Source organism: Streptomyces sp. NPDC000348 (assembly GCF_042898795.1).
Lineage (GTDB): Bacteria > Actinomycetota > Actinomycetes > Streptomycetales > Streptomycetaceae > Streptomyces.
Genome location: NZ_JBIAZD010000014.1, coordinates 119,771 through 137,553 on the forward strand (window position 1 = coordinate 119,771; position 17,783 = coordinate 137,553).

Sequence of the window (17,783 nt, forward strand, 5' to 3'; positions counted from 1 at the left end):
CAAGGAGTTCCCGTGCTCGACGCCGACTTCTTCCGCCGTTGGATGACGGCCACCGCCGCGTCCGTGGACCGCGAGGCGGAGCGGCTCACCGCGCTCGACTCGCCGATCGGGGACGCCGATCACGGCAGCAACCTCCAGCGCGGGTTCCGGGCGGTGAGGGACGCGCTGGACAAGGAGCCGCCCGCCACTCCCGGGGCGGTGCTGGTGCAGGCCGGGCGGCTGCTCATCTCGACGGTGGGCGGCGCGTCCGGTCCGCTGTACGGGACGCTGCTGCGCCGCACCGGCAAGGCCCTCGGGGACGCCGCCGAGGTGGACGAGCACCGGCTGGCCGAGGCACTGCGCGCCGGAGTGGACGCGGTGCGGCAGCTCGGTGGCGCCGCACCGGGCGACAAGACGATGGTCGACGCGCTGGTTCCCGCGGTGGACGCCCTCGGTGACTCCTTCGCGGCCGCGCGCGACGCCGCCGAGGCGGGTGCCGTGGCGACGACGCCGTTGCAGGCGCGCAAGGGCAGGGCCAGTTACCTGGGTGAGCGCAGCATCGGACACCAGGACCCGGGGGCCACGTCGGCGGCGCTGCTGATCGCCGGGCTCCTGGCGGCCGGGGCGGACACGGAGGCCGGCGGTGAGTGACGAGAAGCCGGTGGGGATCGTGCTGGTGTCGCACAGCGCGGCGGTGGCCGCGGCGGTGGCGGAGCTGGCGAAAGGGCTGGCGGGCGCCGGCGGGGCGGTTCCCGTGGCGCCGGCGGGCGGCACCGAGGGCGGCGGGCTGGGCACGAGCGCCGAGCTGATCGCCGCGGCGGCCGCGTCCGTCGACCGCGGGGCGGGGGTGGCCGTGCTGGCCGACCTGGGCAGCGCGGTGCTCACCGTGAAGGCACTGCTCGCCGAGGGCGACGAACTCCCCGAACGGACCAGGCTGGTGGACGCGCCGTTCGTGGAGGGCGCGGTGGCCGCGGTGGTCACGGCCGCCACGGGGGCGGACCTGGCGGCGGTGGAGGCGGCGGCGGAGGAGGCGTACACGTACCGGAAGGTGTGAGGAGGGCGGCGGCGCCCGGCCGGTTCAGCCGTCGGCGTCCACGAACCGCCGGGCCAGCCGCTCCCCCGCCGTCACCGCGCCCTCGTGGTCCTCGATGGGGGTCACCCGGCTGTCCTTGAACACGATGTAGGTGACGCCGGCGGGTGTGCCGCCGCCGCGCGGGTCGGGGTCGATGCCGAGCGACTCCGCCGCGGCGTAGGACGCCTCGCCGATGATGTCGGCGGGGCCGGTGTCGCCGACGACCGCGTACCGCACGCGGTCGCCGTACACCAGCGCCACGACCGATCCGCCGCGCACGCCGTGGGACCGGTAGTCCCACACGGCGCTGGGCGCGGGCACCACCACGTAGGGGGTCTCCTCGGAGCTCAGCGGGCGGCCGTCGGACTGGGCGAAGGCCGTCGAGGCGGAGAAGTACGGGTCGGTGCCGGCGTTGCAGCGGAGACCGGGGCGGCCGTCGCAGTCGATGTCCATGTCGGCCTTCCAGAACACGGCGTCGCGGGTGCCGCACACCGGGACGGTGGCCTCGCCGCCGTGGTCCTCGCGGTAGCGGCCCCGGGAGACGGGGGCGCAGGTGCGCACCTTGGCCAGCAGGTCGGCGGCGGAGACGGGGTCGGTGCGCCGTACGGCCGGGTCGCTGCCGGGCCCGGCCGGCACGTCGTCGTCGACGTCGACCGGGGCCGCGCGCCGTACGGCCGGGTCGATGCGAGGCCCGGCCGGCACGCCGTCGGCGGCGACCGGGGCCGCGCGCCGTACGGCCGGGTCGATGCGAGGCCCGGCCGGCACGCCGTCGGCGGCGACCGGGGCCGCGCGCCGTACGGCCGGTTCGCTGCGGGGCTGGGGTGCGGGGGTGGGGGGAGCCGAAGGGGCCAGCAGGGCGACACCGGCCATGGCCAGGGTGAGCGACTGGACACGGGACACGATCAAGGGGGCCTCTCGTCGGGGTCACGGGCGCACACTCACGGGCACTTTGCACCATTTCGCCCCGATATGACGGCGTGACGACCCCGACAGGGCCGGACGGCCCACGATCGCACCAGCGACCACGGCGAGGGGCCGGGGCCCGGATCCGGGTCGACCCGGGCCGTCCGGCCACCCGCACCGGCGCGGGATCTGCGACGACAGCGGTCCGCGCCACGGACCCGAACTCCCCTTCTTCGAAAGGGAGTTCGGCTCGTCCGGACTTCAGCATACGTAACGCGCGCACTCCCCCACCTCCACCCTCTTGATGTGATCGCGCCAACCCGGCCATATTGGTACGGACCATTGTTCGGGCGTTCCCGTGCACCGCCCCGGGAGGCAGAGTCATGCGTGGCGTTCCCCCAGCCGTGTCCCCGCGTCGCCTTCTCGCGCTCGGCGGGGTCCTCCTGCTGCTCACCTCCTGCCGGTGGGGAGGAACGGACGACGGCGGTGGTGAACGGCCGCCCGGAGCACCGACCGGTGTCACGGCCGAGGCGGGCAGCGCCACCAGCGTGCACGTCATGTGGAACGCGGTCGCCGCCGCCGACGCCGAGGTGAGCCACTACGAGGTATATCGGGGCACCACAAAGGTGAAGGAAGTGCCCGGTACCGCACACATGGTGGACGTCACCAGGCTCCGGCCCGCGACCACCTATGCGTTCACGGTGCGGGCCCGGGACGCGGACGGGCGGTTCGGGCCGCGCAGCCGGGAGGTCCGGGCGACGACACCCCGGGCGACCACGGCCGACACCACCGCTCCCACCCGTCCGGCGGAGCTGCGCGGCCGGACCGCCGGCAGCCGGGCGGCCCAGTTGTCGTGGTCCGCCTCGGAGGACGACCGGGGTGTGGTGTCGTACGACGTCTACCAGGGCGGAACGAAGGTCCACAGTGTGGGCGGAAACCAGACGGCCGCCGTGGTGACGGGGCTGCGGCCGGGCACCCGCTACTCCTTCACGGTCCGGGCCCGGGACGCGGCCGACAACCTCTCCCCGGCCGGCGCAGCCGTCCGCCTCACCACCGCGGGCGGCGCGGACGGCCCGGCCGGCGCCCCCACCGGTTTCCGGGCCACGAGCGAGCGGTCCGACGGCGCGTACTACCTCGTCCTGCACTGGGTGCCGCCGCGCGTCGACGGGGTGATCACCGAGTACGAGGTGCACCTGGACGGCCGGGTCGCCACCTCGCTGGTCCACGGCGGTGACGCACCGCGCGACCGGGCGACGTACCGCTTCTACGCCGGCCGGGAGGCCGGGGTCGCCCACCGGGTGCGGATCCGGGCGATGCTGCCGGACGGGACCTGGGGCGGCTTCTCTGCGGAGCGCACGGTGACGACGGGGGCCGGACGCTGACCCGGCCTCCGGGGTCGGCCGCCCGGAGGAAGCCGTCACCTGCCCGGATGCCGCCGGAGTGCGCGCCGGTCCGGCGGCCCGTTGGCTTGCCTCGTGGCAGCACGGGCGCTCCCCGACCTCGGCGGCACAAGGGATGTACCGCCGGCCGTGCCGCCGGAAGGCAGTCGACATGCGCAACTCGAAGCCACTGCTCCGCTCCGGTCCGACCGCGGCTGCCGCCGTCGCGCTCGCGCTGATCCCGGCCGGGCCGGCCGCCGCGGCCGGGATCTCCGTCAGCACCACCGGGTCGACGGTCTCGGTGAGCACCGGCGCGTGCACCCAGATCAACGGCCACTGGGGCACCGCCTCGCTGCTCAGCAGCAGCCAGACGAGCTTCTCGCAGGGCCGTCAGGTGGCGCTGTCGGGGAGCGGTTCGGGACAGTCCGCCGCCTGGTCCGACGTCGCTCCGGGCACGTACACGGTGATCGTGATGTGCTCGAACGGCAACACCGCGGGCACGCAGTCCGTCGTCGTCTCCACGGCCCCCGGTCCGTCGGTCTCACCGACCGCCTCGCCGTCCCGCGGGGTGATGGGCGGCATCGGCGGCAGTTCGACGGACTACGGCACGGTCACGCTGGTGGCGGGCGGCGCGCTGGTCGGCACCGGGATCGCCGCCACGGCCTGGTACCTGCGCCGCCGCAGCACCCCGCGCCACTTCTAGGTCCGGCGCCGGCCGCCTTCGTGTCCGACGCGCTCCCGGCGGGCGGCCGGCGCCGACCCGTCGTGGTGTCACGCCTCCCGCGCGCCCGGGCTCCCGGGTCCGCCGGCGTCCGGCAGCCGGGCGAACTCCGCCAGCGCGTGGTCGAGCCACTGGGTCCAGAAGGTCTCCAGGTCGATGCCGGCCCGCAGCACCAGATGCCGCAGCCGGTCCTCCGGTCCGTCCCTGCCGGGCGGGAAGTCGCGCTGTTCGATCTCCCGGTACTCCGCCAGCTGGCGCTCGTGCATCTCCCGGTGGCGCCGCAGATCGGCCGCCAGGCCCGCGGTGCCGACCACGGCCGCCGCCCTCAGCCGCAGCAGCAGCGCGTCGCGGTGCGGCTTGGGGTCCTGGGCCGCGGAGGTCCAGCGGGCCAGTTCCGCGCGCCCCGCCGGCAGGACCTCGTACGCCTTCTTCTGCCCCCGGGCCGGCTGCGCGGCGGGGAGGGCCCGGATCAGGCCCCCGGCCTCCAGTTTTCCCAGCTCGCGGTAGATCTGCTGGTGCGTCGCGGACCAGAAGTAGCCGATCGACCGGTCGAACCGGCGGGTCAGCTCCAGCCCCGACGACGGCTTCTCGAGCAGGGCGGTGAGGATCGCGTGCGGGAGTGACATGGACTCATCCTAGGGACGGGCCGCGCCCGGCCTACAGCGCCGCCGCCAGCTCGGTGCCCTGCTTGATGGCGCGCTTGGCGTCCAGTTCGGCGGCCACGTCGGCGCCGCCGATCAGGTGGACGGCCCGCCCGGCGGCGACCAGCTCCTCGTACAGGTCGCGGCGCGGCTCCTGACCGGTGCACAGGACGACCGTGTCGACCTCCAGGACGGTGCTCTCGCCGTCGACGGTGACGTGCAGTCCGGCGTCGTCGATCCGGTCGTAGCGCACGCCCGGGACCATGGTGACGCCGCGGTGCCTGAGTTCGGTGCGGTGGATCCAGCCGGTGGTCCTGCCGAGTCCGGCGCCGACCTTGGACGTCTTGCGCTGGAGCAGGTGGACGGTGCGCGGCGGGACGGACCGCTCGGGCACCGTGAGGCCGCCGGGGCCGCGGTAGTCGAGGTCCACGCCCCACTGCCGGAAGTACGTCCCGGGGTCCTCGTGCGCCTTGTCGCCGCCGTCGGTGAGGAACTCGGCGACGTCGAAGCCGATGCCGCCCGCGCCGAGGATCGCGACCCGGTCGCCGACGGGGGCGCCGTCGCGGAGCACGTCGAGGTAGCCGAGGACGCTTCCGTGGTCGACGCCGGGGATGTCGGGGACGCGCGGGGTGACGCCGGTGGCGACGACGACCTCGTCGTGGCCGGCCACGTCCTCGGCGGTGACGCGCGTGTCGAGGCGTACGTCGACGGCCAGTTCGGCGAGGCGGGTGCGGAAGTAGCGCAGGGTCTCGTCGAACTCCTGCTTGCCGGGGACCTTGCGGGCCACGTTGAGCTGGCCGCCGATCTCGCTCGCGGCGTCGAACAGGGTGACGTGGTGGCCGCGTTCGGCGGCGCTCACCGCGCAGGCGAGGCCGGCCGGCCCGGCGCCGACGACGGCGACGCGCTTGCGGCGGCGGGTCGGGGACAGCACGAGCTCGGTCTCGTGGCAGGCGCGCGGGTTGACCAGGCAGGAGGTGATCTGCCCGCTGAAGGTGTGGTCGAGGCAGGCCTGGTTGCAGCCGATGCAGGTGTTGATCGCCTCGGGGCGGCCGTCGGCGGCCTTGGCGACGAAGTCGGGGTCGGCGAGCATCGGGCGGGCCAGGGACACCATGTCCGCGCAGCCCTCGGCGAGCAACTGCTCGGCGAGTTCCGGGGTGTTGATGCGGTTGGTGGTGACCAGCGGCACCGACACCTCGCCCATGAGGCGCTTGGTCACCCAGGTGTACGCGCCGCGGGGCACGGAGGTGGCGATGGTGGGGATGCGGGCCTCGTGCCAGCCGATGCCGGTGTTGATGATCGTGGCACCGGCCTCCTCGACGGCCTTGGCCAGCGTGATCACCTCGTCCAGGGTGGAGCCGCCGGGCACCAGGTCGAGCATGGAGAGCCGGTAGACGACGATGAAGTCCTCGCCGACCGCCTCGCGCACCCGGCGGACGATCTCGACGGGGAAGCGCATGCGGTTCTCGTAGGAGCCGCCCCAGCGGTCGGTGCGGTGGTTGGTCTGCGCGGCGATGAACTCGTTGATCAGGTAGCCCTCGGAGCCCATGATCTCGACACCGTCGTAGCCGGCCTGCCGGGCGAGGCGGGCGGCGCGGGCGTAGTCGTCGACGGTGCGTTCCACCTCGGCGTCGGTGAGCTCGCGGGGCGGGAAGGGGCTGATCGGCGCCTGTACGGGGCTGGGGGCGACCAGGTCCCGGTGGTAGGCGTACCGGCCGAAGTGCAGGATCTGCATCGCGATGCGTCCGCCCTCGCGGTGCACCGCGTCGGTGACGGTCCGGTGCTGCCGCGCCTCGGCCCCGGTGGTGAGCTTCGCGCCGCCCTCGTGGGGCCGCCCCTCGTCGTTGGGGGCGATGCCGCCGGTGACGATGAGACCGACCCCGCCGCGGGCGCGGGCGGCGTAGAACTCGGCCATGCGGGAGAAGCCGCCCTCGGCCTCCTCCAGGCCCACGTGCATGGAGCCCATGAGGACCCGGTTGGGCAGGGTGGTGAAGCCCAGGTCGAGGGGGGTCAGCAGGTGGGGGTAACGGCTCATCGGGCCCTCCGTGCGCGGTGTCGTGCCTGTAGTTGTAAGGCACGCGCGCCACCTTATGCAACTAGTTGCATAAGAGACGGAGGGCACACGGGGCCGGGAGCGTCACCGGTTTTCGAGACGTACGTGCAGCTCCTCCTCCTGGTCGCCGGGGACCGTGCTCAGCTCGTGCACCGTGAACAGGGAGCCCAGGGTGGTGCGGAACCGGTCGATCGCCCAGTAGCCGCCGTGCGCGTCGGCGTCGACCGACGCGGCCAGCCGGGGCCGCGGACGGGCGCCCTCGTGCACGTCGGCGACGTCGAAGGTGCCGAGCCAGACCGTCGGGCGGGTCTCGGAGAACTCCTCCGGCACGTCGTCGGAGCACCGGTCGGACGTGAAGCACGCGCACAGCGTGTCGAACACGATCCGGGCGTCGTCCTTGCTGCATCCGCTGATCTCGACCGAGACGGATTCCGGGTGCGGTCGCTCGCTGCCCATCGTGATCGCTCCTCTCGTGGCCCACGCCGTCCCCACCCCCTCACTCAGGAAAGCACCACCCGGCGAAGAGCACTACCCGCGCGCCCTCGCCGCGGGGCGCCCGCCCTGATGGTGGGAGAAGCTGGAACCGGACGGCGGGAGCGGCGGAGAGCCGGCCCCGCGCGCGGTAGGACGGAACGGGGGTGTCGGCACCGTGACGGCGTGCCGTGGGAACCGGTGGAGGCGGGGCGTGCGATGAGTGCAGCGGGATCACCCCCGGCCGGCGGCGACGGGCCGGTGCGTCCCAGCGGACTGCTCGACGTGCTGCGGGTGGCCTCGGTGGTGCTGGACGCCGAGGGGCGGATCGTGCTGTGGAGCCCCCAGGCCGAGGAGCTGTTCGGGTACGGCGCGCGGGAGGCGCTGGGCCGGTACGCCGCCCGGATCATGGTGCACGAACAGCACCTGGACCTGGTGGTGAAACTGTTCGCCGACGTCATGCGGACCGGACGGAGCTGGGCCGGGGCCTTCCCGATCCGGCGCAAGGACGGCGAGACCCGGCTGGTGGAGTTCCGCAACATGCGGCTGCTGGACGACCGGGGGGACGTGTACGCCCTCGGCCTCGCGGTGGACCAGTCGACCGTGCGCCGGCTGGAGCAGGACGTGGCCCTGTCCACCCGGATCGTCGCCCAGTCCCCCATCGGGCTGGCCGTGCTGGACACCGGACTGCGCTACGTCTCGGTGAATCCGGCGCTGGAGCAGATCAACGGCGTGCCGGCCGGGGAGCACCTGGGCCGCACGGTCCGGGAGGTGCTGCCGCTGCTGGACGCCGAGGCGCTCGAGACGGCCGCGCGGCGGGTCCTGGAGACCGGCCGGCCCGTCGTCGACCGGTTCACGACCGGCCGCACCCCGGCCGATCCGGACGAGGACCGCGCCTGGTCGGTCTCGCTGTACCGCCTGGAGAACGCGCTCGGCACGGTGCTGGGCGTGGCCGTGTCGGTGGTGGACATCACCGAGCAGTACCGGGCGAACGCCGAGGCCGAGACCGCGCGGCGGCGGCTCGCCGTGATCGCCGACGCCACCGCCCGGATCGGCACCACCCTCGACCTGGACCGCACGGCCGGAGAGCTCGCCGACGTGGCCGTGCCGGAGCTGGCCGACGCGGCGGCGGTGGGTCTGTTGGACGCGGTGGTGCGGGGCCGCCGCAGCACCCTCGGCCCCGCCGAGCCCGCGGTGATCCGGGCCCTGGCGGTGCGCGGGGCGGACGCGGCCGAGGTCCTGGCGGCGGCCGACCCGCCGGGCCGGGTGACCCGGTACGCGCCGGACCGGCTGGTCACCGAGTGCGTGCGCACCGGGCTGCCGGTGATGGTGCCGCAGGTGAAGGACGAGGACCTGGCGCGGATCGCCCGTTCCCCGGAGGCGGCCGCGCGGCTGGCGCGGGCGGGCGCCCACTCGTACCTGGCCGTGCCGCTGATCGCGCGCGGGGAGGTGCTGGGCGCCCTCGACCTCGTCCGCACGCGCGACCCCCGCCCGTTCGACGAGGACGATCTGCTGCTCGCGCGGGAGCTGGCCTCCCGCGCGGCCGTGCAGATCGACAACGCCCGCTGGTACCAGAACGCCCGCGACACCGCCCTCACCCTGCAGCGCAGTCTGCTGCCGAGCCATCCGCCCGTGACGGGCGGCCTGGAGGTCGCCTCCCGCTACCAGCCGGCGGGCGCCACCAGCGAGGTCGGCGGTGACTGGTTCGACGTGATCCCGCTGGAGGACGGCAAGACGGCCCTCGTCGTGGGGGACGTGATGGGCAGCGGCATCCCCGCGGCGGCCACCATGGGCCGGCTGCGCACGGCGACCCACACCCTCGCCTCCCTCGGTCTCGATCCGGCCGTCCTCCTGGAGCACCTGGACCGGATCAGCGGCGGCCTGGACCAGGCGATCGCCACCTGTGTCTACGCCGTCCACGACCCCCGCGAGCGGCGGTGCACGATCGCCAACGCCGGGCACCTGCCGCCGGCCCGGGTGCGGGCCGGGCGCGCCCCCGAACTGCTCGACCTGCCCACCGGGGTGCCGCTGGGGGTGGGCGGGGTCCCCTTCTCCGCGACCACCGTCGAGCTGGCACCGGGCGACCTGCTGGTGCTCTACACCGACGGTCTCGTCGAGACGCGCCGGGATCCGCTGGACGAACGCCTGGACCGGCTGCTGGCCCTGCTCGACCACCCCGGCGACTCCCTGGAGGAGGTCTGCGACCTCCTCCTGCGCACCCTGCACGAACCCGACAACTTCGACGACGTGGCCCTGCTCATCGCCCGCGCGACGGCACCGGCCCCGTGAGCGGGGCCCTACGGCCTCACGCCGATCACGACATGGGCGTACCGCTCGTCGGAGGCGGCCAGGCGGGTCCGCAGGCCGGCGGCGGTGAAGGCGCCGACGGCGGCGGGGGCCTGCCGGCTGCCGGTCTCCACCAGGAGGCAGCCGCCCGGCGCGAGCCACCCGGGTGCTCCGGCGGCGACCCTGCGCAGCACGTCGAGGCCGTCCGCGCCGCCGTCGAGCGCGACCAGCGGCTCGTGGTCGCGGGCCTCCGGGGGCAGCAGGCCGATCTCGTCACTGGGCACGTAGGGCACGTTGGCCGCGAGGATGCCGACGCGGCCCCGCAGCTCGCCGGGGAGCGCCGCGAACAGGTCACCGGTGTGCACCCGTCCGCCGAACCCGGCGACGTTGCGGCGGGCACAGCGCACGGCGGCCGGGTCGATGTCGGCGGCGTGCAGTTCGACCGCGCCGAGTCCGGCGGCCAGGGCGGCGCCGACGGCGCCCGAGCCGCAGCACAGGTCCACGACGACGGACGCGTCCGGAGCCTGGGCGAGCGCCTGTTCGACGAGGAACTCGGTGCGGCGGCGGGGCACGAAGACACCGGGTTCCACGATGATGCGCCGGCCGTGGAACTCGGCCCAGCCGACGACGAGTTCGAGGGGCATTCCGGCCGCCCGGCGCTCGACCATCGGGGCGATGTCCTGGGGGGTGGGCGCGGCGGCGAGGATCAACTCGGCCTCGTCCTCGGCGAAGACGCACCCGGCGGCGCGAAGGGCGGCCACGACGGCGTCCCGGGACGAGGACGGCGGTACGGCGGAGGAAGAGGGTGACGGGGACGGCATGTGCGGCAAGAGCCTGAGCCTTTCGGGAGCCGAAGGGCGCTCTCGCGGTCACCTACTGCCGGTGGTCCGCGTCGCTTCGAGGTGAGAGCACCCGACCTGACACAGCGGTGATGGGTCCCACCTCCTCGGCGATCTGCGGCTGGGGCGGTCCGCAGCCGGACGGCCACAGTACCCGACGATCACCGCCGCTGTACGGTGCTTCCGGAACCCGGAACCCGGAACCCGGGACCCGGGACCCGGAGCCGCGGTGGGAGAGAGGTGCGCGGTGGGAGAGGTGCGCGGGTGGACGCGGCCGAGGCCGTGGAGACCGGCCGGCGCGCCCCTCGCGGAGCGTCTCGCGGACCGGGCCCGCGGGGCCGTGACCGGCCTGGCACCACATCGGTCGCGGACACCACGTACGGTTGAACACGGAAACACTTGAGCACCAGCCGCAACGGAATCGCCGATCACGTGAACATCACCCGAGGCTTCACCGGCCGCCCCCGCGTGCACCGTCCCGGCCTGCCGCCGGGGCAGTACGACGCGGGCGACGAATGGCCCGTCCTGTCCGCCGAGGTCACGCCCGACCTCGCGCCCGCCGACTGGACCTTCCGGATCGACGGGCTGGTGGCGGAGCCCCGCACCTGGGACTGGGAGCAGGCGCACGCGCTCCCGGCCTCGGCGTACGAGGGGGCCATCCACTGTGTGACGAGCTGGTCGAAGTTCGGGGTGAGGTTCGGCGGCGTCTCGCTGGACGCGTTTCTCCATGTGGTCCGGCCCTATGAGTCGGCGACACATGTGGTCGCGTATGCGCACACCGGCTACACCACCAGTCTGCCGCTCGCGGATGTGACCGGCGGCCGGGCCTGGATCGCCTGGGAGTACGACGGGCGGCCGCTGCCTCCGGAGCACGGCGGTCCGGCGCGGCTGATCGTGCCGCATCTGTACTTCTGGAAGAGCGCCAAGTGGATCGCGGGGCTGCGGCTGCTCGACCACGACGAGCCGGGCTTCTGGGAGGGCAACGGCTACCATGCGCGCGGCAATCCCTGGGAGGAGCAGCGGTACTCCGGTGACTGAGCGGACGACACCGATGACGACGGCACCGACGACACGGACGCCGCAGGCCGCACCGGAGCGCTTCGCACCGCCGACGCGGTTCGCGGTGCCCGGGCGGATCGGCGTGAACGAGCAGACCGCGTCCGTGTGGCGGACGGCGACGCTGACCGGCATCCGCCGCGAGACCCCGCGGGCGACGACCTTCCGGTTCGCCGTGCCCGGCTGGCCGGGGCATGTGCCCGGTCAGCACCTGCTGCTGCGGTTGACCGCCGAGGACGGCTATACGGCCCAGCGCCACTACTCGATCGCGTCGGCGCCGGACGACTCCGGGCACATCGAGCTGACCCTGGACCGGGTCGAGGGCGGCGAGGTCTCGGGCTGGTTCCACACGGTGGCCCGCCCCGGTGACCGGATCGAGGTGCGCGGCCCGCTCAGCGGCTTCTTCGCCTGGCCGGGCGACCGGCCCGCGCTGCTGGTGGGCGCCGGCTCCGGTGTGGTCCCGCTGATGTCGATGGTGCGGCACCACCGGGCCCGGGACATGAGGCTGCCGCTGCGCCTGGTGGTGTCGGCCCGCAGCCCCGAGGAGCTGATCTACGCGCGGGAGTTCGGCGCGGAGACGACTCGGGTGTTCACGCGGAGCGCCCCCGAGGGGGTGCCCGTGGGACGTATGGCGGCCGCACATGTGGCGCCTTTCCTGGCCAAACAGCCTCCTGGTGGGTGGGAGGCATATGTGTGCGGCTCCAACTCCTTTGCCGAGCACGCCTCCAGGCTGCTCGTGGCGGCCGGCCAGCCCGTGGAGCGCATCCGTATCGAGCGCTTCGGCTGACCGGGAGGTCCCTCGGGGCACCCGCCGTTTCGCACCGCCCCGGCCGGGTGCCCGGCCGGGGCTGTTCCGTGGGTGCCGCGCGCCGCGGCGGGACGCCGGGGGCCGCCGTCGCGTACGGCCCCGTCCACACCCCCGGCCGCGGTGACGGCAGGGAGGTCCGGGATGCGAACGCGGGTGCTGTGCCTGCGCCGGCGCCGGCGCAGGCCGGCGGAGTGGAAACGGGTCTGGGCCCGCACCGGACCGGAGTGGACGCACCGCGGCGCCCGACCCGGCGGCCACCTCCCGCCGGCACCTCCGACAGCAATCGCTTTCCATGCCCGCCACCTGGGACTTTCCCCGAAACCTCTGGCGATGGCGCCGATGATCCGCGTACGGTGTCATCGCTTCGCACTGTCTCTTCACGAAGGCGGTCCCTGATGGCCCTGTTCGACCTCCCCCTCGACGAACTGCGCGAGTACCGCAGCGCGTCCACCGCGCCCGAGGATTTCGACGCGTTCTGGTCCAAGACGCTCGAGGAGGCGCGCGCGTACGACCTGGACGCCCGTTTCGAGCCGGTCGACACGGGACTGTCCACGGTGCGGGTCCTCGACGTGACGTTCGCCGGGTTCGGCGGCCACCCCGTCAAGGGCTGGCTGACGCTGCCCGCCGACACCGACGCCCCGCTGCCGCTGGTGGTGGAGTTCATCGGCTACGGCGGCGGCCGCGGACTGCCGCACGAGCACCTGCTGTGGGCGTCCACGGGCCGGGCCCACTTCGTGATGGACACCCGGGGCCAGGGCAGCGCCTGGGGCGCCGGCGGCGGTACGGCGGACCCGGTGGGCGGCGCTCCGGCGTACCCCGGTTTCATGACGCGCGGCATCGACGCGCCCGAGAACTACTACTACCGCCGGGTGTTCACGGACGCCGTGCGCGCGGTGGAGGCGGCGCGGTCGCACCCGCTGACCGACGCGAGCCGCACGGTCGCCGTGGGCGGCAGCCAGGGCGGGGGCATCACCATCGCGGTGGGCGGGCTGGTCCCGGACCTGGCCGGCATCGCGCCGGACGTGCCGTTCCTCTGCGACTTCCCGCGCGCGACGACGCTCACCGACCGGCACCCGTACCGGGAGATCGGCCTCTACCTCAAGACGCACCGCGGCCGCTCCGAGGACGCCCTGCGCACGCTGTCCTACTTCGACGGCGTGCACTTCGCCGCCCGCGGCAGCGCGCCCGCCCTGTTCTCGGCGGCCCTGGAGGACCAGACCTGCCCGCCCTCGACGGTGTTCGGGGCCTTCAACGCCTGGGCGCACGACGACAAGACGATCGAGGTGTACGACTTCAACGACCACGAGGGCGGCGGCGCCTTCCAGGAGGCGGCCAAGCTGCGCTGGATGAACTCGTACATCTGAGGGGACCGTACGTCGGGCGCTGCGGATGCCACGCCGTGACGGACTGGTCGCCACCGGCCGGCGGGGCAGCCGCGCCACGCTGCCCGGCCCGCCGGTGGGGACGCCGGCGTCGTCCGGTCTCCCGCTCGGCGCACGGTGCGCCGGCCGGGGCGCGGTGGCCAGGGCCACCGTCGCCCGGGAGGCCCCGCCGCCCGGGCACGCCGAGATGCCGGGAGTCGCCCCGGCCCGGCCGGCACCGGTGCACCGCCACTGGTCCGCGTCGGCCGACGGGCGGGAACCGCGGACGGCGGTGACATGGTCGTCACGCTCAACGCGCTGTCCGTGCTCCTCACGTCGATGCTCGTCGCCGTCGCGGGGCTCGGCGTGTTCAACGGCGTCCTGCTCGACACCCGCGAGCGCGTCCGGGAGCTCGGTGTCCACAAGGCGCTCGGCATGACGCCGCGTCAGACCGTCGCGATGGTCCTGACCCCGGCCGTCGTGACCGGACTGGTCGCGGGCGCCGCGGGTGTGCCGCTCGGCGTGGCCCTGCACGGCCGGGTCCTTCCCGCGATGGGCGACAGCGTGGGGCTCCGCCTCCCCGATTCCGTCCTCGCCGTCCACCACCCGGCCGAACTGCTGTCGCTCGCCCTCGGCGGCCTCCTCATCGCCGCGCCGGGTGCGCTCCTGCCGGCCGGCTGGGCCGCCCGGGCCCGCACCGCCACGGCCCTGCGCACCGAATAGGCCGCGGGCCGGGGAGCGGCCGTCGACCGGCCGTCCCGCGGCCCGTCACGCCTCCGCCCGCGCGGCGACGACCAGCCGGACCTTCGGGCTGCCGTCCCGGCGGCGTCCGAACTCGGGCAGGGCCCGGTGCTCCACCCGGAATCCGGCGCGGCTCAGTTCGCGGCGCACGTCGCCGAAGCGGAAGGTGCGGTAGTACATGACGAACGGCGGGCGCCGGACGGCGTTGCGCACCCGCATCACGGCGTCGAATCCCAGCAGCATCCCGTGGGTGAGGGAGCCCGGCCGGGGCGGCGCGACCACGGGGAAGACGAAGCGCCCGCCCGGCCGCAGCACCGAGTGGACCTGCGCGAACAGCCCCGGCAGCTCACGGGGCAGGAAGTGCCCGAACGCGCCGAAGCTGACCACGAGGTCGAACACCGGCCCGAACGGCAGTGCCCGCGCGTCCGCCCGCACCCAGCCGGCCGGCGGCCCCGGCGGCCGGGTGCGCTCCCGCGCGACGGACAGCATGCCGGCGCTGAAGTCCACGCCCGTGACGCTCTTGCGGCACACCTGGCTCAGCACCTCCATGCCCGCGCCGGTGCCGCAGCACAGATCGAGACCGGCGTCGAAGGGGCCCGTCCGCAGCAGAGCCGAGGCGGTGGCGTCCAGCACCGAGTCGGGCGTGCGGAAGGGGGTGTGGTCGAACTTCGGCGCGAGGAGGTCGTATCCGCGCTCGACGGACGACAGCGCCTGAACGGCGAGTTCACGCAGGCGGGGGCCTTCGGGGCTGAACATCGGATCAGCCTGGAGGAGCATCCGGGCACACAGCTGCCTCCCTCACCCATACATCACCGTGTCCCATGGTACAGTGAAAGCGGCATCTTCAGAACGTCCTGTTCGGACCTCGGTGCCCTTCTCCCTTCTTCGGTTCGCCGATCCGCCCGTCGTGATCGACCGGCGCGCGGCTTTCCCGCACCACCTCGTCGGCAGGATCTCCTCCCGCCGTGACCGGGTGCTGTTCTCCGCCGTCCGAAGGCGCGTGTCCGCCCTTCTCGCGCGGTTCCCCCCTCCCCTCGCACGTTCCCGCCCGTCGTCCGCGAAAGGACCGGCCTCCATGACCACCACCGCACTCGCACACCCTCCCGTACGGCAGCAGTCCCGGCTCGTCACCGGTGTCCTCGACATCGACGCGGCCGGGAAGGGGCATCTGCGTGCCGGGAGCTGCCTGCCCTCCCCCTTCGACCCGCCCGTCTCCCCCGCGCTGCTGCGCCGCCACGGCCTGCGCAAGGGCGACCTCGTCGAGGGGGTGCGGGGCGACGGGCGCGCCCTGACCGAGGTCGCCCGCGTCGACGGCCGTGCGCCCGACGCGCTGCGCGGCCGGCGGCACTTCCGCGACCTGACGCCGCTTCACCCGCATCAGCGGCTGCGCCTGGAGCATCCGGCGTCCGGGCCGGCCGGGCGGCTCGTCGATCTGCTCGCGCCGGTCGGCAAGGGGCAGCGCGGGCTGCTCGTGGCGCCGCCCAAAACCGGGAAGACCGTCCTCCTCCAGCAGCTCGCGGCGGCCGTCGCCGGCAACCACCCCGAGTGCCGGCTGATGGTGGTGCTGCTCGACGAACGCCCCGAGGAGGTCACCGACATGCGGCGCTCGGTGCGCGGCGAGGTGTACGCCTCGACCTTCGACCGGCCCGCCAAGGAGCACATCGCGCTCGCCGAGCTGGTGATCGAGCGGGCCAAGCGGCTGGTCGAGGCGGGCGAGGACGTCGTCGTGCTGCTCGACTCGCTGACCCGGCTGTGCCGGGCGTACAACAACGCGGCCGCGCCCGGCGGCCGCACCCTCAGCGGCGGTGTCGACGCCTCCGCGCTGCTCGGGCCCAAGCGGTTCTTCGGCGCCGCCCGCCCGGCCGAGGAGGGCGGCTCGCTCACGATTCTCGCCTCGGCCCTGGTGGAGACCGGCTCCCGGGCCGACGAGTTCTCCTTCGAGGAGCTCAAGAGCACCGGCAACATGGAGCTCAGGCTGAGCCGCGAGGCCGCCGCGCGCCGGCTGTTCCCCGCCGTCGACATCACCGGTTCGGGCACCCGCCGTGAGGAACTGCTGCTCACTCCGGCCGAGTTGACCGCCGCGCGGGGACTGCGGCGCGTGCTGCGGTCGCGGGACGGGCTGGCCGATCTGGAGACCCTGCTGGGCCGGATGCGCGAGACCCCCGACAACGCGACGTTCCTGCGGCGCGTCCGGCCGACCCTGCCGGGCGGCTGACACGGCGCCGGCGTGCGGCATCCGGGTGCTCGCCCGCGGTTCCCGGCCGGGGCAGCGCGGTGTTCCGGGGAGTCCATTCCTACGTTTGCGGTATGACTATCGGATTTACTTCGCGGGGTGCCGTGTCGACCTGTGTGCTCTGCACGGCGGGCCTGCTGGTGTCCGGACCCGCCGCGGCGGCCGCCGCCGTGGATCCCGGGCCGCGGGCGACGGCCGCGGCCGCGTCACTGCTGTACCGGCCCGGCACGCACGTCCGCCCGCGCCCGGGGGCACCCGAGGTCCCGGATCCGTCCGCCCTGTCGTGGCTGGTCGCCGACGCCCGCACCGGCGACGTACTGGCGGCGCACGACGCACACCGCCGGCTGCCGCCGGCCAGCACGCTCAAGACGCTGTTCGCGCTCACCGTGCTGCCGGCCCTGCCGGCCGGCATCCGGCACCAGGTCAGGGGGAAGGAGCTGGCGGGCATCGGCCCCGGCAGCAGCCTCGTCGGGGTCGCCGAGGCCCGTACGTACCGGGTGTCCGACCTGTGGAACGGGGTCTTCCTCAGCTCCGGCAACGACGCCGTGCGGGTCCTGGCCGCGCTCAGCGGCGGCTGGCGGGACACGGCCGAACGGATGCAGACCACGGCACGCGCCCTGGGCGCCCATGACACCCGGGTCGAGTCACCCGACGGCTACGACGCGCCCGGCCAGGTGTCCTCGGCGTACGACCTGGCGGTGTTCGGCCGCGCCGGGCTGCGCAACCACGAGTTCGCGCGGTACTGCGCCAGACACGAGGCGCGGTTCCCGGCCCGCGACGGCGGCTCCTACGGGATCGTGAACACCAACCGGCTGCTCACCGGAGCGGACGGGGTCGAACCCTACGAAGGCCTGATCGGGATCAAGAACGGCTACACCAGCAACGCCGGTCACACACTCGTGGCGGCCGCACGCCGGAACGGCCGCACCCTCGTGGTGACGGTCATGAACCCCCGGTCGGGCGGCGGCCACGCGGTGTACGAGGAGGCCCGCGCCCTGCTGGACTGGGGCTTCGAGGCGACCGGGCACGTCACTCCGGTGGGCTCCCTGGACGCCCTGCGCCCCGGCCCGCCGCACGGCGCGGAGGCGGATCCCGCCACCGTCCCGACGCCCCGGCGGGGCGGCACCCCGGCCCACCCGCCGGCCTGGCCCGTCGCCGCGGCCGCCCTCCTGGGCGCCGCGGGCGTGTCGCTGTACCTGCGCCTCAGATGGGGCCCCGTGCCGACGGACTGACGGCACGGACG

Annotated in this window: 17 protein-coding genes; 11 read left to right on the forward strand and 6 right to left on the reverse strand. The window is 74.6% G+C overall.

Translation table 11 applies throughout. The features are described 5' to 3' along the window. Positions 1-12 precede the first annotated feature (12 nt). A complete protein-coding gene (dhaL, locus tag ACFY3N_RS25755; RefSeq protein WP_390819087.1) occupies positions 13-630 on the forward strand; it encodes a dihydroxyacetone kinase subunit DhaL in 618 nt (205 codons plus the stop codon). Then, positions 623-1,033 carry a PTS fructose transporter subunit IIA gene (locus ACFY3N_RS25760; protein WP_390819088.1) on the forward strand — a complete coding sequence of 137 codons (411 nt, stop codon included), beginning with the start codon at positions 623-625 and terminating at the stop codon, positions 1,031-1,033. The genes dhaL and ACFY3N_RS25760 overlap by 8 nt, the downstream gene beginning before the upstream one ends. Before the next feature lie 24 nt (positions 1,034-1,057). Here ACFY3N_RS25760 and ACFY3N_RS25765 read toward each other — a convergent pair whose 3' ends face one another. Continuing rightward, positions 1,058-1,951 (reverse strand): glycoside hydrolase family 75 protein, encoded by an 894-nt coding sequence (locus tag ACFY3N_RS25765; protein ID WP_390819169.1) that lies wholly within the window; start codon positions 1,949-1,951, stop codon positions 1,058-1,060. Positions 1,952-2,337: 386 nt separating this feature from the next. Here ACFY3N_RS25765 and ACFY3N_RS25770 point away from each other — a divergent pair, with 386 nt between their 5' ends. Both ACFY3N_RS25770 and ACFY3N_RS25775 read left to right on the forward strand, forming a co-directional pair. After that, a complete protein-coding gene (locus ACFY3N_RS25770; protein WP_390819089.1) occupies positions 2,338-3,336 on the forward strand; it encodes a fibronectin type III domain-containing protein in 999 nt (332 codons plus the stop codon). A 169-nt stretch (positions 3,337-3,505) separates the two neighbouring features. Further along, a complete protein-coding gene (locus ACFY3N_RS25775; RefSeq protein WP_390819090.1) occupies positions 3,506-4,036 on the forward strand; it encodes a hypothetical protein in 531 nt (176 codons plus the stop codon). A gap of 68 nt (positions 4,037-4,104) precedes the next feature. Here the strand turns inward: ACFY3N_RS25775 and ACFY3N_RS25780 are convergent, their stop codons facing one another. The 3 genes from ACFY3N_RS25780 to ACFY3N_RS25790 all read right to left on the reverse strand — a co-directional run bounded on the left by ACFY3N_RS25780 (position 4,105) and on the right by ACFY3N_RS25790 (position 7,201). Continuing rightward, entirely contained in the window at positions 4,105-4,680 is a 576-nt protein-coding gene (locus tag ACFY3N_RS25780; protein ID WP_390819091.1) for a PadR family transcriptional regulator, read from the reverse strand. 31 nt (positions 4,681-4,711) lie between these two features. Then, complete coding sequence (locus ACFY3N_RS25785) at positions 4,712-6,727, reverse strand: FAD-dependent oxidoreductase (RefSeq protein WP_390819092.1); 2,016 nt, start codon at positions 6,725-6,727, stop codon at positions 4,712-4,714. 102 nt (positions 6,728-6,829) lie between these two features. Further along, complete coding sequence (locus ACFY3N_RS25790) at positions 6,830-7,201, reverse strand: hypothetical protein (RefSeq protein ID WP_390819093.1); 372 nt, start codon at positions 7,199-7,201, stop codon at positions 6,830-6,832. A gap of 234 nt (positions 7,202-7,435) precedes the next feature. Between ACFY3N_RS25790 and ACFY3N_RS25795 the strand changes: the two genes are divergently transcribed. Further along, a complete protein-coding gene (locus ACFY3N_RS25795) occupies positions 7,436-9,505 on the forward strand; it encodes a SpoIIE family protein phosphatase (RefSeq protein ID WP_390819094.1) in 2,070 nt (689 codons plus the stop codon). 8 nt (positions 9,506-9,513) lie between these two features. Here the strand turns inward: ACFY3N_RS25795 and ACFY3N_RS25800 are convergent, their stop codons facing one another. Beyond that, entirely contained in the window at positions 9,514-10,323 is an 810-nt protein-coding gene (locus ACFY3N_RS25800; protein WP_390819095.1) for a putative protein N(5)-glutamine methyltransferase, read from the reverse strand. 450 nt (positions 10,324-10,773) lie between these two features. On the opposite strand from ACFY3N_RS25800, the gene ACFY3N_RS25805 reads away from it, so the two are divergent. From ACFY3N_RS25805 to ACFY3N_RS25820, 4 genes are all read left to right on the forward strand, one after another. After that, the gene (locus ACFY3N_RS25805; RefSeq protein ID WP_390819096.1) at positions 10,774-11,379 is read left to right on the forward strand and encodes a sulfite oxidase-like oxidoreductase; all 606 of its coding nucleotides are present in this window, start codon (positions 10,774-10,776) and stop codon (positions 11,377-11,379) included. A 13-nt stretch (positions 11,380-11,392) separates the two neighbouring features. After that, entirely contained in the window at positions 11,393-12,184 is a 792-nt protein-coding gene (locus ACFY3N_RS25810; RefSeq protein WP_390819097.1) for a ferredoxin reductase, read from the forward strand. A 416-nt stretch (positions 12,185-12,600) separates the two neighbouring features. After that, complete coding sequence (locus tag ACFY3N_RS25815; protein ID WP_390819098.1) at positions 12,601-13,569, forward strand: acetylxylan esterase; 969 nt, start codon at positions 12,601-12,603, stop codon at positions 13,567-13,569. 294 nt (positions 13,570-13,863) lie between these two features. Further along, positions 13,864-14,289, forward strand: coding sequence for an FtsX-like permease family protein (locus tag ACFY3N_RS25820; protein ID WP_390819099.1), 426 nt, complete (start codon positions 13,864-13,866; stop codon positions 14,287-14,289). 45 nt (positions 14,290-14,334) lie between these two features. Here the strand turns inward: ACFY3N_RS25820 and ACFY3N_RS25825 are convergent, their stop codons facing one another. Then, positions 14,335-15,063 carry a class I SAM-dependent methyltransferase gene (locus tag ACFY3N_RS25825; protein WP_390819100.1) on the reverse strand — a complete coding sequence of 243 codons (729 nt, stop codon included), beginning with the start codon at positions 15,061-15,063 and terminating at the stop codon, positions 14,335-14,337. 319 nt (positions 15,064-15,382) lie between these two features. Here ACFY3N_RS25825 and rho point away from each other — a divergent pair, with 319 nt between their 5' ends. After that, on the forward strand, positions 15,383-16,522 hold the full coding sequence (gene rho, locus ACFY3N_RS25830) for a transcription termination factor Rho (protein WP_390819101.1): 1,140 nt from the start codon (positions 15,383-15,385) through the stop codon (positions 16,520-16,522). Between the two features lie 92 nt (positions 16,523-16,614). Beyond that, positions 16,615-17,772, forward strand: a complete 1,158-nt coding sequence (locus ACFY3N_RS25835) for a D-alanyl-D-alanine carboxypeptidase family protein (protein ID WP_390819102.1) — start codon at positions 16,615-16,617, stop codon at positions 17,770-17,772. Positions 17,773-17,783: the final 11 nt, after the last annotated feature.

Bases quoted from the DNA above. Each gene is read 5' to 3' on its own strand.
- ACFY3N_RS25770 (WP_390819089.1), top strand. From the start codon at position 2,338: ATGCGTGGCGTTCCCCCAGCCGTGTCCCCGCGTCGCCTTCTCGCGCTC.
- ACFY3N_RS25775 (WP_390819090.1), top strand. From the start codon at position 3,506: ATGCGCAACTCGAAGCCACTGCTCCGCTCCGGTCCGACCGCGGCTGCC.
- ACFY3N_RS25780 (WP_390819091.1), bottom strand. From the start codon at position 4,680: ATGTCACTCCCGCACGCGATCCTCACCGCCCTGCTCGAGAAGCCGTCG.
- ACFY3N_RS25785 (WP_390819092.1), bottom strand. From the start codon at position 6,727: ATGAGCCGTTACCCCCACCTGCTGACCCCCCTCGACCTGGGCTTCACC.
- ACFY3N_RS25790 (WP_390819093.1), bottom strand. From the start codon at position 7,201: ATGGGCAGCGAGCGACCGCACCCGGAATCCGTCTCGGTCGAGATCAGC.
- ACFY3N_RS25795 (WP_390819094.1), top strand. From the start codon at position 7,436: ATGAGTGCAGCGGGATCACCCCCGGCCGGCGGCGACGGGCCGGTGCGT.
- ACFY3N_RS25800 (WP_390819095.1), bottom strand. From the start codon at position 10,323: ATGCCGTCCCCGTCACCCTCTTCCTCCGCCGTACCGCCGTCCTCGTCC.
- ACFY3N_RS25810 (WP_390819097.1), top strand. From the start codon at position 11,393: ATGACGACGGCACCGACGACACGGACGCCGCAGGCCGCACCGGAGCGC.
- ACFY3N_RS25815 (WP_390819098.1), top strand. From the start codon at position 12,601: ATGGCCCTGTTCGACCTCCCCCTCGACGAACTGCGCGAGTACCGCAGC.
- ACFY3N_RS25820 (WP_390819099.1), top strand. From the start codon at position 13,864: ATGGTCGTCACGCTCAACGCGCTGTCCGTGCTCCTCACGTCGATGCTC.
- ACFY3N_RS25825 (WP_390819100.1), bottom strand. From the start codon at position 15,063: ATGTTCAGCCCCGAAGGCCCCCGCCTGCGTGAACTCGCCGTTCAGGCG.
- rho (WP_390819101.1), top strand. From the start codon at position 15,383: ATGACCACCACCGCACTCGCACACCCTCCCGTACGGCAGCAGTCCCGG.
- ACFY3N_RS25835 (WP_390819102.1), top strand. From the start codon at position 16,615: ATGACTATCGGATTTACTTCGCGGGGTGCCGTGTCGACCTGTGTGCTC.